This window comes from Dehalococcoidia bacterium (genome assembly GCA_003597995.1).
In the GTDB taxonomy this organism is placed as follows: Bacteria; Chloroflexota; Dehalococcoidia; order Dehalococcoidales; family UBA1222; genus SURF-27.
Genome location: QZJY01000051.1, coordinates 1 through 14,495, shown reverse-complemented (window position 1 = coordinate 14,495; position 14,495 = coordinate 1). Strand labels below are relative to the sequence as shown.

17 protein-coding genes and 1 pseudogene are annotated in these 14,495 nt (G+C 56.9%); 12 read left to right on the top strand and 6 right to left on the bottom strand.

The window, feature by feature from the left end:
* The first annotated feature begins 10 nt into the window (after positions 1-10).
* From C4542_06585 to C4542_06530, 12 genes and pseudogenes are all read left to right on the top strand, one after another.
* Positions 11-655, top strand: coding sequence for an adenylate kinase (locus C4542_06585; GenBank protein ID RJO61329.1), 645 nt, complete (start codon positions 11-13; stop codon positions 653-655).
* Between the two features lies 1 nt (position 656).
* Entirely contained in the window at positions 657-1,406 is a 750-nt protein-coding gene (gene map / locus C4542_06580) for a type I methionyl aminopeptidase (GenBank protein ID RJO61303.1), read from the top strand.
* 11 nt (positions 1,407-1,417) lie between these two features.
* Positions 1,418-1,636 carry a translation initiation factor IF-1 gene (locus C4542_06575; GenBank protein RJO61302.1) on the top strand — a complete coding sequence of 73 codons (219 nt, stop codon included), beginning with the start codon at positions 1,418-1,420 and terminating at the stop codon, positions 1,634-1,636.
* Positions 1,637-1,661: 25 nt separating this feature from the next.
* A complete protein-coding gene (locus tag C4542_06570; protein ID RJO61301.1) occupies positions 1,662-1,775 on the top strand; it encodes a 50S ribosomal protein L36 in 114 nt (37 codons plus the stop codon).
* A 22-nt stretch (positions 1,776-1,797) separates the two neighbouring features.
* Positions 1,798-2,184, top strand: coding sequence for a 30S ribosomal protein S13 (locus tag C4542_06565; protein ID RJO61300.1), 387 nt, complete (start codon positions 1,798-1,800; stop codon positions 2,182-2,184).
* A gap of 34 nt (positions 2,185-2,218) precedes the next feature.
* The gene (locus tag C4542_06560) at positions 2,219-2,611 is read left to right on the top strand and encodes a 30S ribosomal protein S11 (GenBank protein RJO61299.1); all 393 of its coding nucleotides are present in this window, start codon (positions 2,219-2,221) and stop codon (positions 2,609-2,611) included.
* Positions 2,612-2,614: 3 nt separating this feature from the next.
* Entirely contained in the window at positions 2,615-3,238 is a 624-nt protein-coding gene (locus tag C4542_06555) for a 30S ribosomal protein S4 (GenBank protein RJO61298.1), read from the top strand.
* 3 nt (positions 3,239-3,241) lie between these two features.
* Entirely contained in the window at positions 3,242-4,267 is a 1,026-nt protein-coding gene (locus tag C4542_06550) for a DNA-directed RNA polymerase subunit alpha (protein ID RJO61297.1), read from the top strand.
* 47 nt (positions 4,268-4,314) lie between these two features.
* Complete coding sequence (locus C4542_06545; protein RJO61296.1) at positions 4,315-4,668, top strand: 50S ribosomal protein L17; 354 nt, start codon at positions 4,315-4,317, stop codon at positions 4,666-4,668.
* An 89-nt stretch (positions 4,669-4,757) separates the two neighbouring features.
* Positions 4,758-5,506 (top strand): annotated as a pseudogene (gene truA / locus C4542_06540) (tRNA pseudouridine(38-40) synthase TruA).
* Positions 5,506-5,940 (top strand): 50S ribosomal protein L13, encoded by a 435-nt coding sequence (locus C4542_06535; GenBank protein RJO61295.1) that lies wholly within the window; start codon positions 5,506-5,508, stop codon positions 5,938-5,940. The pseudogene truA and the gene C4542_06535 overlap by 1 nt, the downstream one beginning before the upstream one ends.
* Before the next feature lie 12 nt (positions 5,941-5,952).
* Positions 5,953-6,348, top strand: a complete 396-nt coding sequence (locus C4542_06530) for a 30S ribosomal protein S9 (protein RJO61294.1) — start codon at positions 5,953-5,955, stop codon at positions 6,346-6,348.
* Between the two features lie 550 nt (positions 6,349-6,898).
* On the opposite strand, the gene C4542_06525 is transcribed toward C4542_06530, so the two are convergent.
* From C4542_06525 to C4542_06500, 6 genes are all read right to left on the bottom strand, one after another.
* Positions 6,899-7,969, bottom strand: a complete 1,071-nt coding sequence (locus tag C4542_06525; GenBank protein RJO61293.1) for a bifunctional phosphoglucose/phosphomannose isomerase — start codon at positions 7,967-7,969, stop codon at positions 6,899-6,901.
* Entirely contained in the window at positions 7,966-9,390 is a 1,425-nt protein-coding gene (locus C4542_06520; GenBank protein ID RJO61328.1) for a phosphoglucomutase/phosphomannomutase family protein, read from the bottom strand. Before C4542_06520 ends, C4542_06525 begins: the two co-directional genes overlap by 4 nt.
* 121 nt (positions 9,391-9,511) lie before the next feature.
* A complete protein-coding gene (locus C4542_06515) occupies positions 9,512-10,720 on the bottom strand; it encodes a methionine adenosyltransferase (protein RJO61292.1) in 1,209 nt (402 codons plus the stop codon).
* A gap of 10 nt (positions 10,721-10,730) precedes the next feature.
* Positions 10,731-11,990 carry an adenosylhomocysteinase gene (locus tag C4542_06510; GenBank protein ID RJO61291.1) on the bottom strand — a complete coding sequence of 420 codons (1,260 nt, stop codon included), beginning with the start codon at positions 11,988-11,990 and terminating at the stop codon, positions 10,731-10,733.
* 3 nt (positions 11,991-11,993) lie between these two features.
* Complete coding sequence (locus C4542_06505; GenBank protein RJO61290.1) at positions 11,994-13,550, bottom strand: hypothetical protein; 1,557 nt, start codon at positions 13,548-13,550, stop codon at positions 11,994-11,996.
* A gap of 1 nt (position 13,551) precedes the next feature.
* Positions 13,552-14,199 carry a hypothetical protein gene (locus tag C4542_06500; protein RJO61289.1) on the bottom strand — a complete coding sequence of 216 codons (648 nt, stop codon included), beginning with the start codon at positions 14,197-14,199 and terminating at the stop codon, positions 13,552-13,554.
* Positions 14,200-14,495: the final 296 nt, after the last annotated feature.

Sequence of the window (14,495 nt, the reverse complement as noted above, 5' to 3'; positions counted from 1 at the left end):
GCAAGGGGTTATAGTTATTTTTCTGGGGGCGCCGGGCGCCGGCAAGGGAACGCAGGCGGCGGGTGTAGCCCGCAAAATGGAAATGGCGCACATCTCTTCCGGAGACCTGTTCCGCCAGGCGGTGGAGAGAGGAGACGAACTGGGGCGCAGGGTAAAAAGCTATATGGAAAAAGGGGCGCTGGTACCCGACGAAATCACTATCGAGATGGTGCTCGACAGGCTGGCGCAGCCCTCCAAACAAAAAGGAGTTATTCTGGACGGCTTTCCACGTAATCTGGTGCAGGCCGAGAGCCTGGATGGGGCGCTCAAGGAACAGGGTAAAGCCGTGAATTCGGTGGTTTATATCCGCGTGGCGCAGCCTGAACTGGTGCGGCGGTTGTCGACCCGCTGGCTGTGCAAGCGCTGCCAGACACCCTACTCAAAGGATGGGGGGGTGGGCGATGTGGCTGCCTGTCAGAAGTGCGGTGGAGAGCTCTACCAGAGAGCGGACGATTCGTCGGAAACGGTAAAGAAGCGCCTGGAGGTGTACTTCCGGGATACCGCGCCGCTCATCGATTATTACCGCAGGCATGGTAAGTTGATTGAGATAGATGGCGAAGGTGATGTGAAAAGCGTCACCGGTCGCATAGCGAACGCCGTCGGCGGACGGACGTAAGATGGCCATAGGCATTAAGGGAGAACGCGAACTGGAGGCGATGCGCAGGGCTGGACGTATGGTGGCACTGGTGCTGGATGTGCTTAAGAACAGCATGCGGGCCGGCATGAAGACCAGCGAGCTGAATGAAATCGCGGAGAGAGAGCTTAAGGCGCTGGGAGGCCGCTCTTCTTTCAAGGGTTACCGCGGCTACCCTGCCAGCGTATGCGTCTCCATCAACGATGAAATAGTGCATGGCATACCGGGCAACCGGATTATAAAAGAAGGCGATATCGCCTCACTGGATTTCGGGGCTGTCGTGGACGGATATCAGGGAGACGCCGCCATCACCGTCATGGTGGGTGAGGTGGGGTTGCTGGCCAGCGGGCTGGTAAAAGCCACAGAGGAGGCGCTGGCGGCAGGGATAGCGGCGGCCAGGGCAGGCGGGCGGCTGGGGGACGTTTCATCCGCCATCCAGCGTTATGCCGAGTCGCGCGGTTTCTCGGTGATTCGAGAGTACACCGGGCACGGCATCGGGCGCGAGATGCACGAAGACCCGCTGGTGCCCAATTTCGGAGAACCCGGCACGGGGCCAGAACTGAAGAAGGGCATGACGCTGGCGCTCGAGCCAATGCTGACCACCGGCGGCTGGCGCACCAGGGTTGGCCGGGATAACTGGGTGGTATCGACGGTTGACGGCAGTTTGTCTGCCCATTTCGAGCACACGGTGGTGGTCACCGCGGACAAGGCTGAAATCCTGACCAGGGTATAATAAAGGAAATTATGACGAAGAAAGAAGCCATCGAGGTAGAAGGAACGGTAGTGGAGGCGCTGCCTAACGCCACCTTTCAGGTGAAGCTGGCTAACGGGCATACCGTGCTGGCGCATATCTCGGGCAAGATAAGAGTACATTACATAAGGGTGCTGCCCGGCGACAAGGTGCTGGTGGAGCTTTCTCCTTACGACCTGACGCGCGGGCGTATCACTTACCGTTTTAAATAGACTGCTATTCAAGGGAAGGAATGACATGAAAGTCAGGGCATCGGTTAAGACACAGTGTGAAAAATGCAAGATTATCAAGCGCAAGGGCGTAGTACGCAATATCTGCACTAACCCCAAGCACAAGCAGCGTCAGGGTTAGGTTGGTCTAGAGGGAGGATTAGATGGCACGTATAGCCGGGGTGGATTTACCCAAAGAAAAACAGGCCTGGGTCTCACTACAATACCTTTACGGCGTCGGTCCGGCGCGGGCTTTCCAGATTTTGAAAGCCACCAAGGTAAAGGCCGAGACCAAGATGGATGAGCTTTCCGAAGCGGAACTCAACCGCATCCGCGAGTATATCGACCGCGAGTTCCGCGTCGAGGGCGAGCTGCGCAAGGAAGTTAATCTTAACATTAAGCGCCTGATAGATATCGGTTCTTACCGTGGCCTGCGCCACAGGAGGGGACTACCTGTGAGGGGGCAGCGCACGCGCACCAACGCCCGCACGCGCAAGGGCAAGCCCAAGACGGTAGCCGGGCGCGGACAGAAGCGCGGCGCCAAGAAGTAATCAATTTAAGTTGAGATATAACTAGGAGTAACACATGGCACAGACGACTAAAAAGACAACCAGGAAACGCGAAAAGAAGGTCGTACCTTCCGGGCGGGCCTATGTTCAGGCCACCTTTAACAATACCATCGTCACGCTGACCGACCTGCAGGGGAATGTCATCTCCTCCTCCAGCGCCGGAGCATCGGGCTTCAAAGGCTCGCGCAAAAGCACGCCCTATGCTGCCCAGATGGCAGCCACCACCGCGGCGCGCAAGGCCATGGATGCAGGATTGAAACAGGTGGAGGTGTTCGTCAAGGGCCCCGGCAGCGGCCGCGAAGCGGCTATCCGTTCGCTGCAGGCCTCAGGCCTGCACATTACCAGCATTCGTGATGTCACGCCGGTGCCGCATAACGGCTGCCGTCCGCCCAAAAGGAGGCGCGTATAAACTATGGCCAGATATACTGAAGCGAAATGCCGTTTATGCCGCCGTAGCGGGGAGAAACTCTTCCTGAAAGGCGACAAATGCGTCACCAAGTGCACCTATGACAAGCGCCCCAAGGCTCCGGGGCCGCAGCTTTCACGCCGCCGCCGCCTCTCCGACCGCGGCATGCAACTGCGTGAAAAGCAGAAGGTGCGCTATAGTTACGGCGTGCTCGAGCGCCAGTTCCGTCGCTTTTTTGCCGAGGCCGAGCGGCAAAGCGGCATCACCGGCGAGAATCTGATGGTTCTCCTTGAAAAGCGACTGGACAATGTCATCTATCGGCTGGGTTTTGCCGATTCGCGGGCTCAAGCGCGGCAACTGGTGCAGCACGGGCACTTCCTGGTCAACGGCAAGCGCACCGATATTCCGTCCTTCCTGGTGAAGGAAGGCGACATCATCGGCTGGCATGAGACGAGCAAAAAAAGCGCTTACTTCAAGCTGGTAGCAGAGAGCATGGGCAGTAAGGTAGTTGCTCCGTGGCTCAGCCTGGATAAAACGCCGATGGTCGGACGCGTCATCAGCCTGCCTACGCCAGGCGACGTGGAAACTAAGTACGATATGGCTTCGGTAGTCGAGTACTACTCGCGCTAGAAGCTGAGGGAGGCCATTTTGGCGAGCCTATCTATACCCAAGATTGAAAATGTAGAGTCCGGCGAAAAATACGGGCGTTTTGTGGCGGAACCACTGGAGAAGGGCTTCGGCGCGACGCTGGGCAATGCCCTGCGCCGCGTGCTGCTGCGCTATCTCCCCGGAGCTGCCGTAACCCGCGTGCGCATCGAAGGCATCCAGCACGAGTTTTCACCTATCCCCAACGTCAAGGAAGACGTGCTGGACTTCGTGCTGAATGTCAAATCGCTCAAGCTGAAACCCGTCACGGGACAACCCGGCAAGCTCTATCTCGAAAAAGAGGGTGAGGGCGAGGTGCATGCCTCCGATATCACCTCTTCTATGGACTTCGAGATAGTCAACCCCGACCTTTACCTGGCCACTCTCAGCGGCAAGAACGCTCGTCTCTCCGTGGAGATGGACGTTGAGCTGGGCATGGGCTACCAGACAGCCGGCGGGGCCGACAACCTGCCCATCGGGACTATACCGGTGGACGCCATTTTTACGCCGGTACGCAAGGTGAACTTCACCACAGAGCCGCTGCATCTGGGGCGCGAGACCAGCCAGGAAAAACTGACGCTTGAGATTTGGACCGACGGCACGCTGGCCCCATCCAGGGCTATCAGCCGCGGCGCCAACCTGCTGGTGGAGCAGCTCAAGCCGATGGTGGACTACGGGCGCGCTTCGGACATCGATGACGAGAAGAAGGCCATCCGCGCCTCCATCCCGGACGATCTCTACAACATGCCGGTGGAGAAGCTGGACCTTTCCGTGCGCGCCATGAACTGTTTACGCCGCAGCGGCATCAATACGGTGGGCGAACTGGTCAGCCTGGGCGAAAAAGAGCTCCTGTCGCTGCGCAACTTCGGGCAGAAGTCGCGCCAGGAAGTCGAGGAAAAGCTCACCGGTCTGGGACTGGCTTTCCCCAAGGCGACTGAGCCTGCCGATGAAGAAGCCCCGCAAGAGGAAGAAGCGCCCAAGAAAGCGGCACGCAAGAAGAAGTCCGCGGAATAATAGGACCGCTAACAATTCAATACCTAATCTAGTCAAGGTGAGGATATATGAGTCATAACGTTTCAGGCAGAAAATTCGACCGGCCGACGGCGCACCGCACGGCTATGTACCGCAACCTGGTGATGAACCTGATGGACAGCGAGAAGATTGTCACCACCGAGGCCAAGGCCAGGGAAATCCGCAACATGGCGGAAAAGATAATTACCCTGGGTAAGAAAGGCGACCTTTCCGCGCGCCGCCGCGCCCTGGCCTTCATCTACGACGAATCCGTGGTGGAAAAGGTCTTCGGCGACATCGCCAAGCGTTACGCCGAGCGCAAGGGCGGCTACACGCGCATTACCAAGCTGGCGCCGCGCCTGGGCGACGGCGCTCCCATGGCGCAGCTGGAGTTGGTGAAGTAGCTATGACCCCGGCATTGTCATCGTGCGAGGCAGGCGCAAGAGTGTCCGGCGAGGTTGATTTGCCCGCCGGTAAGTTGACGCGTTTCGCGCTGGTGCTGGAGTATGATGGGACGCGCTATGCCGGCTCGCAGGTACAGGACAAACTGCCTACCATCCAGTCTCCGAGCTTGAGAGGGCTCTGTTGGCCTTAACAGGCGAAGAGATTCGCGTGAGTTTAGCCGGGCGCACAGATGCCGGCGTGCACGCGCGCGGTCAAGTGGTGAGTTTCAAAACTGCGTCTTCCCTCCCTGAAAAGACTTTCGTCAGCGGGCTGAACCACTTTTTACCGGCTGACATAGCGGTAAAATCAGTTCGCCGGGTTGAAGAAGCTTTTGACCCCCGGCGCCATGCTTTAAAACGTGAATATGAGTATTTTATCCTGAACTCCAGCACCCGCTCGGCTGTGTGGCACGGGCGGGCTTACCAGGTGGCGGGACGCATCGACGTCGAGGCTATGAATAAGGCGTGCTCCCTACTTTTGGGGGAACACGATTTCGCCTCATTCGCTTCAAGCCCGGAAGAGCCTGGGAAAAGCACTGTCCGCTGCATGTACGAGGCTTCCGTGAGGCGCGAGGGCGATATGGTTGTCGTCAGGCTGGTGGCCAGCGCCTTTTTGCTGCACCAGGTGCGCAACACGGTGGGCGCGCTGCTCAGGGTCGGGCAGGGCAAGATGACACAGAGTGAGTTTCAGGGTATAATTAACCTTCGTGAGTTCGGCCTGGCGGAGCCTACTGCGCCTGCCTGCGGCCTGTATTTGAACAAGGTGTATTACAGCAACAATTTTGAGGAAGGCTTTTAATGAAAACCTACAGCGTCAAGGCAAAAGAAATTAAGCGCGAGTGGCATGTCATCGACGCCTCGGGCAAGATACTGGGCAAGGTGGCCGCCGAGGCTGCCGGACTGCTCATGGGCAAGGGCAAGGCCATGTTCACGCGCAACATTGATACCGGCGACTATGTGGTGGTCACCAACGCATCTAAAATAAAAGTAACCGGCAAAAAGCTCGAGCAGAAGATGTACTACCGCCACTCCGGCTATCCGGGCGGCTTCCGCGCCGTCCCACTGGCGGAGATGCTCGAAAAGAAACCCGGGATGGTTATCGAAGAGGCGGTCAAAGGCATGCTGCCACAGAACAAGCTGGGCGATGCCATGATTAAAAAGCTTAAAGTATACGCCGGCGCGGAGCATCCGCATACCGCCGCAATAGCAGCCGCCAAAAAGGCTGAGGCTTAAAGGGGGATATGAGTGGTTAAAAAGACTTATTCCGGTGGAACCGGCAGACGCAAGACCGCAGTGGCGCAGGTAAGGCTGAGCGCCGGTACTGGCACTATCACAGTGGACGGCAAGAGCTACGAAGAGCGCTTCCCGCGCTTCGACCATCGCCAGTCTATCCTTAAGCCTCTAATGGTGACCGAGACTTCCGCCAAGTATGATATCGTCGTCAAGGTATCGGGCGGTGGCAGCACCGGCCAGGCCGACTCCATCGCGCTGGGCATTTCCCGCGCCCTTCTCAAGGAAGACGAAAAGCATAAGGCCATCCTGCGCAAGGAAGGTATGCTTACCCGCGACCCCAGGGCCAAGGAAAGAAAGAAACCGGGCCTCAAGCGCGCCCGCAAAGCGTCGCAGTACACCAAGCGTTAAGCTCGAAACTCTGGTTACGGAAAATCGGAAGCCGTGGGAGAAATCCCACGGCTTTGGTTTATTGGACAGCTACCAGATAAATAATTTGAGACTAACTTGGGGAATTGGTTTTCACTCGTCGAATTGTCTTACCAATTTGCATGAATTCATCATACGTGAAAACGTCGCTTTTGGCATTGTTACAAGGGTAGCAAGCTAGGACACAATTGTCAGGTGAGTATTGAGTATCGCCATATTTTCTATCTACCTCTAAATTCAGACCTCTCCTGCCTTTCCTAAACGATGTCCTCTTGTAATAATTGGGAATCTGAGAAACTTCCAACTCGCAATAAGCGCATTTGTTCTTCTGTTCAGCTAGTTTACTTTCATACCACGAATAGAAACTGCTGAAATCGTTTTTCCACTCATCGCAGCAGCCACTATTTTTTATTCGTTGATGGACAGAATACAAGCGACGCCTGATTGGGCTTACCTCTGTGGTTACCATGGTTGTCCTCGTCCTGATCAAAATAGCAACTAGGCACTCATAGATAGCATCTTAAGCGACAGTTTACTTGCTCTTCCCCAACTCCGCCTTAAGGTACTCCACCGCCTTGATGGGATAAGGGTCGGTGCCGTAAAGCAGCGCCAGGTAGTAGCTGACATAATCTCCCATAAGAATCAGACTCATCATCTGCGCCAGCTTGCTTTTGCCCGTGGCGTCCACAATCTCATGTTTCACACCGGACTTATCCAGTATGTTCGCCGTTATGCCGTAGCGCAGCAGCACGCGCGGGTGCAATGAGTCCGAACGAAGCATGACGACCCTCGTCTTCCGGCTTATATCAACTGGCACCTCATAGCCAGTAGCTGAGTTGTGGCTCAGTTCCGGGAAAGCGGCGTTGAAAGCCCATCCTTTCACGTTCTCGTTCACCTGTATCTTCCAGCGCGCCGCCACCTCGGAAAGGTGCTCCGCCCCGTATATCACTGCCATATTGCCAAAGAGCTTCCGTGCCATCTGTTTAGCAGGGTTGCTCTTTTCAGGAATCGTTTCGTTTATACCATCGTTCACCTGGCTCAGCACGGCGCAAGCTTCGGCCATGTCTGCTGACTTGTCGCTAATCAGTCCAAGCTTGTTCACGATGCCGATAAGCGCTATGAAGCTCAAGGGGAGCGCAGCGCGGGGAGGCGACTTGTAATCGAACACAAACGCTGGGATGTTACTCTCCTTCGCCATCTGTCCGAGCTGCCCGCCGAAAGTCATCACCAGCTTTTTAGCGGCGGTCGAGAGCAGAGGCTTGAAGGCCGAGAGCGTCTCCTCCGTCGAGCCCGAATAGCTGGAGGCTATGACGAGCGTGTCATCATCTATGAAAGCGGGCGGAGTGTAACCACGGTGTACCGAAATGGGTACGCGGCACTCGTTCACCACCAGGCTGGAAAGCAGGTCTCCGCCGATGGCCGAGCCGCCCATCCCCAGGACGACTATCTTGTTTATGTTCTTGTAATCTGGCGGCAGTTCCAGCGCCTGGGCCTGCGCCCAGGCTTTCCGGCATAGCTCAGGGATGTCGTGGATATGGCGCAGCATGTCGGATGGGTCGAGCTTTTTGTAGGAGGTGAGGTCGTCCAGGTTGACGTTTTTCATGCGCTTTCCTTTACGCCCGCCATTTCGAGGCCGATATCCAGCAGGCGTTGCACATTCTCGAGACTTTTGCTTTCGGCATACACGCGCAGCAGCGGCTCGGTGCCTGAAAAACGCACCAGTAGCCAGCCGCCGTCCTCCAGCAGGAAGCGGAAACCGTCGGCGGTCTCTTTTCTTAAGACTTTTACGCCATCAAGAGATGCGGGCGTGCTCTCAGCTATGCGTTCCAAGATAGCACCGCGCCTGGACTCGTCAAATACGCTGTCGCGCCGGTCGTAGTAATGTGGGCCCACTTTTTGGTAAAGATAATCCAGGAGCTGCGAGGGCGTTTTCCCCGTGCGCGCCATGAAATCGAGGAAATACAGCCCGGCCAGCAGCCCGTCCCGCTCGGGCACATGCCCGCGGAAACCGTAGCCGCCGCTCTCTTCCCCGCCGATGAGAGCATTTTCACGGAGCATCACGGGCGCCACGTATTTGAAGCCTACCGGCACCTCGAAAACAGGTGCACTGTAAATCTCACCCAGGCGGTTGAGCATACTGGTGGTCGTTATGGTCTTGACGATAGGGCCGCGCTCGCCGCGCACCTCAAAAAAGTAGAGTACCAGCAGGGCGTACACCTGGAGCTGAGTGATGAAATTGCCTTGCTCGTCCATGACGCCCAGTCGGTCGGCGTCGCCGTCGGTAGCCAGTCCGACGCTGGCCTTTTCGCGCCTGACAGCCTCCGAAAGCTCGTAGAGGTTTACGCCGATGGGTTCGGGCTGCTTCATGCCGGGGAAGACGGGGTTGGGTTTGGCCTTTATCTCGGTGATGCGGGTTGCTCCCTCCCCTAGTAGCGTTTTGAAGTAGCCGCCGCCAGCCCCATGCATGGAATCTACGGCTATATTGAGTCTAGCCTTGCGGATGTTGCTCATGTCCAGCAGGCGGCCTATTTGCTGTCTATAGGCAGACTTGAAGTCGGTCAGCACAACCATGCCGTTCTCTATGGCCTTTGACAGAGGTATGGTTTTGATAGATTCAGAGTTGACCGCGGCAATCTGTTTCTCAATTTCGGTCACCACGTCGTCTGGGGCGCTGGCGCCGTCGGGCGACTTGTACTTGAAGCCGTTCCACCGGGCGGGGTTGTGGCTGGCGGTGATGATGATGCCGCCCCCTGCCTCCAGGTTGGCTACGGCGTAACTTACCACGGGCGTGGGAACTGCCGCCTCGCTCAGATAGACTTTAATCCGGTTTGCGGCCAGGACCTCGGCGCAAGCACCGGCGAAATCGGCGGAGGCGAAGCGCGTGTCGTAGCCGATGACGATGCCCTTGTCCGAAAGGTGCGCGTCCTTGAGATAATCGGCCACGCCCTGTGTACACCGGCGTACGTTCTTGAAGGTAAACTCATCGGCGATAACGGCGCGCCAGCCGTCGGTGCCGAATTTGATGTTAAAATGATCCAACTTTATATACTGTCCTTTACCTTGATTATCTTCCGCAGGGAGAAAGCGAGAACTTGCCCGACCATAGACACATCATTGAGGACATTGATTCCTCCTTGCGCGCTTTCTATTCCCCGAACCCCTCTTTCCGCAGAATTTCCGCCTTGTCCGTTTTTTCCCAGGGCAGGTCGATGTCGGTGCGCCCGAAGTGGCCGTAGGTAGCCGTCTGGCGGTAGATGGGCCGCCTCAGATCGAGCGTCTTGATGATGGCGGCCGGGCGCAGGTCGAAGTGTTTTTTGACCAGCTCGTTCAGCTTCTCCTGGCATACTTTTTCGGTGCCGAAGGCCTCCAGTGAGACCGACAGCGGGTGGGCCACGCCGATGACGTAGGATACCTGTATCTCCAGTCTCTCAGCCAGGCCGGCGGCTACCATGTTTTTGGCGATGTAGCGCGCCATGTAGGCCGCCGAGCGGTCCACCTTGGTGGGGTCCTTGCCTGAGAATGCCCCGCCGCCGTGCCGCGCCATGCCGCCGTAGGTGTCCACCAGCAGCTTGCGTCCGGTGAAACCTGTATCGGATACGGGGCCACCGAGTTCAAATGTCCCCGTGGCGTTGACGAAGTAATGGGTATTTTTGTCCAGCAAGCTGGCCGAGATGACAGGTTTAATGACGTGTTCAATAACGTCCTGGCGGATTTTATCCTGGCTTATACCGGCGTCGTGCTGTGCGCCGATGACCACGCTATCGATGCGCTTGACCTTGCCGTCGTGATATTCCACGGTAACCTGAGATTTGCCGTCAGGGCGCAGGTAGGGCAGGGTTCCGTCTTTACGAACCTGGGCCAGGCGGCGCGTAAGCTTGTGCGCCAGGGCGATGGGCAGCGGCATGAGCTCGGGCGTCTCATTGCAGGCGAAACCCACCATCATGCCCTGGTCGCCGGCGCCGGTGGCATCGAGGGGGTCTTTCGAGCCGGCTCTGGCTTCAGCCGATTTGTTCACACCCTGCGCGATATTGGGAGACTGCTTGTTGATGGAAGTCATCACCCCGCACGTGCGGTACTCGAAGCCGTATTCGGGCTTGACGTAGCCGATGTCGTGGATGAGTTCGCGTACAATTTTGGCCACGTCGGCATATGCTTCGGTGGTGATTTCACCCAGCACAAATACCAGCCCGTTGGTGACTGCCGTTTCGCAGGCCACGTGAGCCCCTGGGTCGTCTTTGATAATGGCGTCCAGCACGGCATCCGATATCTGGTCGCAGATCTTGTCGGGATGCCCCTCGGTGACGGATTCCGAGGTAAAGTAATATTTAGCAGCGTTGCAAAAACTCTGAGTCATGCTAACTCCTTTAAGTCCCTTCTTCCCAGCCGGCCAGGTATTTTACCTGTTCCGCGGTGAGCGTATCGATGTCCATGCCCATCGCGGCCAGCTTGAGGCGCGCCACTTGTTTATCGATCTCCTGTGGCACGGCGAATACGCGCGTTTCGAGCTTGCCTTTGTTCTTGACGAGGTACTCCAGGCACAGCGCCTGGTTGGCGAAGCTCATGTCCATGACGCTGGAGGGGTGCCCCTCGGCGGCTGCCAGATTGATGAGCCGTCCCTCTCCCAGCAGATAGACGCGCCTGCCGTTTTTGAGCGTGTATTCATCCACGAATTCCCGCACGCGCCGCTTGCTCTTCGACAGAGATTCCAGCGCCGGAATGTCTATCTCCACGTTGAAATGGCCGCTGTTAGCCAGTATGGCTCCATCCTTGAGCAGCGAGATGGCCTTTTTGCCGATGACATGCTTGTCGCCGGTGACGGTGATGAAGACATCGCCTATTGGTGCGGCCTGCGCCATAGGCATCACCTGGCAGCCGTCCATGGCGGCTTCCAGCGCCTTGATCGGCTCCACCTCGGTTATGATTACTTGCGCTCCCATGCCTTTTGCCCTCAGAGCAAGGCCTTTGCCGCACCAGCCATAGCCCGAGACTACCAGCTTTTTGCCGGCCCACAGGATATTGGTGGCGCGGGTGACGCCGTCGAGCGTGCTCTGGCCGGTACCGTAGCGGTTATCGAAGAGATACTTGGTCTGGGCGTCGTTGACGGCGATGATGGGGTATGTCAGCCTGCCGGCCTTCTCCATGCTGCGTAAACGGATGACCCCGGTGGTGGTCTCCTCGGTACCGCCTACTACTCTTTTGAGCAATTCGCTGCGCTTGGTGTGTAGCGTGGTCACCAGGTCGGCGCCGTCGTCCACGGTGAGCTGGGGCTTATGCTCCAGCGCCGTGGTAATATGCCTATAATAGGTTGCCTCATCCTCGCCTTTGATAGCGCTGGTTGGAATACTCATCTCGACCAGAGCGGCGGCCACGTCGTCCTGCGTGGAGAGGGGATTGCTGGCGCACAGCACCAGGTCGGCCCCGCCGTCTTTCAGGGTGAGCGCCAGGTTGGCCGTCTCGGTAGTGACGTGCAGACAGGCGGAGATACGCACGCCGGAGAAGGGTTTTTCTTTAGCGAACCTCTGCTTTATCTGTGCCAGCACGGGCATTTCGCGGGCGGCCCACTCGATGCGCAGCTTGCCTTCGGCTGCCAGCGAGGGGTCTTTTACATCATAGTTCTTAGCCATTTTTCAGCCTGCCTTGTCCAGAACGTGCCTTATATTTTGCGCCAGCGGCTGCGACGTGTCAATCAGTATATAATTCGCCGTCGAAACTTCTTTTACCGGTTCGAACCAGCCGGTCTGTCTCTGGTAGATTTCCCAGCGCCCGTCGGAGGCCGAGGCCTCTCTACAACGCTGCAGGAGGCGTTTCTGTGTCAGTTCCGGCGTGAGTCGGCATTCCACTACCAGATAATCCACGCCGAGTTCCCGTGACATCCTGCGGGCTTGCTCCCTCTCCGATTGCCTGAGGAAGGCGGCATCCAGAATGACAGGAACTCCATCTTTGAGTACCTCTATGCCCTGCGTGAAAATGGCGTCATAGGTCTTGCGGTTGAATTCGGGGGAATATATGCCGGAGGCCGGCTCGTCGTAGTGGTGCTCATTTTCAGGTATTCCGGCCAGGCGCTTGCGCGTGACGTCAGATGAGATATGCACGGCTCCCAGCCGCTGCGCCAGCGCATTCGCCAGCGTGGTCTTGCCGCTGCCCACCAGCCCCACCATCAGGATGAGGAGAGGCCTGCTTCCGGTGTATGCCGCGGCCAGGTCGAAGTACCCCTGCGCGATAGCTTGCGACTCTGCTTTGTCGCCATCGCTGACCAGCGGGTCGTTCAGCTTGAAGCTGGCCACCTTGCCGCGCACGTAAGCCCGGTAGCATTTGTAGAAATTGAGCAGCACGGGTATCCCTGCATCGTCGCTACGCGCGATGTATTCCTTGACGAAACGGCGGCCCAGATCGGCCCGCCCGTAGTGGTCCAGGTCCATAGCCAGAAAGGCTACCTCTGAAGCTACGTCGCAATAGCGGAAACGCTCGTTGAATTCGATGCAGTCGAAGATGCACAGGTCGTGGCAGAAACAGATATGCTGGGCATGCAGGTCGCCGTGCAAATCGCGTGTGCGGCCTTCTTTGGCGCGCCGCTCGAATGTCTCACTGTTGTTACGGATAAAATCGCGAGTATAATCCCTTATCTTGTTGAACCGCTTTTCTGAAATGCTGCGGCCGAAGTATTTGCGGGTCTGACTGAAGTTTTCCTCGGTATTCTGGGTGACGGTGGCGACTGAGCCGAAGGCGGCAATACGCTCGCTCGTCTCGGCTGTTTTATGGAAGTCCGCCAGCTTGCGGGCGACGGTATCCATCATTTCTGGCGTGACGGCGTTCGCTCTCAGCAGATGGTCGAGGAGCTTATCGTCGGGCAGCCTGCGCATTTTGACGGCATATTCTACCGTTTCTCCGCTGCCATTGAAGTCGAACTTACTGCCGTCGAAAGTGATGGGCACGACTCCCAGATAGGCGCCGGGGCAGAGACGGCGGTTGAGCTCTATCTCCCGCTGGCAGAAGTAGCGACGTTTTTCCAGGGAGGTGTAGTCCACGTAGCCCAGGTTGACAGGCTTTTTTATCTTATACGCGTATTCGTCCGTCAGGAAGACGCAGGACATCTGAGTCTGTATGAGCCTGACGTCTGTAGTGGCTTCAGGATAAACCTGCGGGTCGGAGAGCGTGGCAATCAGTCCGGGCAGGTCGGGTTTCAAGTCAGGCTCCGCCGTAATAGCTCATCATGGCCTGCACTCCGGTGTTAATGCTGTTCAGCATGGCGTCGATGTCGAGCTTACCGCGCATGGGGGCTCCATCTATAATGGCGCCTTTCGCCAGATGTGTCATTTCAACCACCGGCCATTTGACCTTGCTCCAGTCCATGCACTTATGCCCGCAGATCTCGCTGGTTTTGGCCAGCAGCAGGCTCGAAACGTGGATCAGATGAGGGTGTTTTTTCAGGTCGTAGGCGAACTGCTGGTCGAAGTGCAGGAAATCGTCCATGCCTTGTTCAGGCTCGCCGCCGAAGATATAGACAAGGCGCGAAGCGCTGACTTCCGGAGGGACGGTGTTAGTCATATCCCCAGGCGGTTTTTCCTTGACCCAGCGGTAAATCTGGCTGAGCATGAGCAGGGAAAAGAGCTGGCTGAGCTCCGTGGCTACGACTTCGCTGCCCTCTCCCCAGAACTCCCTGACTGCCTGGCAAGTGGAGACCACCGATTCGGCGGCGACACTGCCTCCCATCGCCAGCGATTTTAAAAAGCGGCGGTCGACGGCATCCTCGGTAATGGTATCCACTTTAACGATGACCTTCTGCCAGACGTTTTCAAAGAGCTGGCCGTTGCGGGTTTCATCAGCAGGCGTCATGACGATTTCTCCTATTCTTTCAGGCGGCAAACTGGTCATAGTATAGCCTAATCCGCTATAAACGAGAAATCCGAAATCCGAATATCGAAGCACGAAAGAAATAAACCCGAAATTCGAATATCGAAATACGAAACAATTTCAAAATACGAATTCCAAAATGTTTTAAATATTTGAATTTCGAGCCTTCGGATTTTTGGTTTATACTCACCTTTTCCCGAATACCCCGACCATTGTGGTCGAGGGATGTAGTTCGCCGCGAAGCGGACCGAACGAAGTTCGTATCTGTTAATACCCCG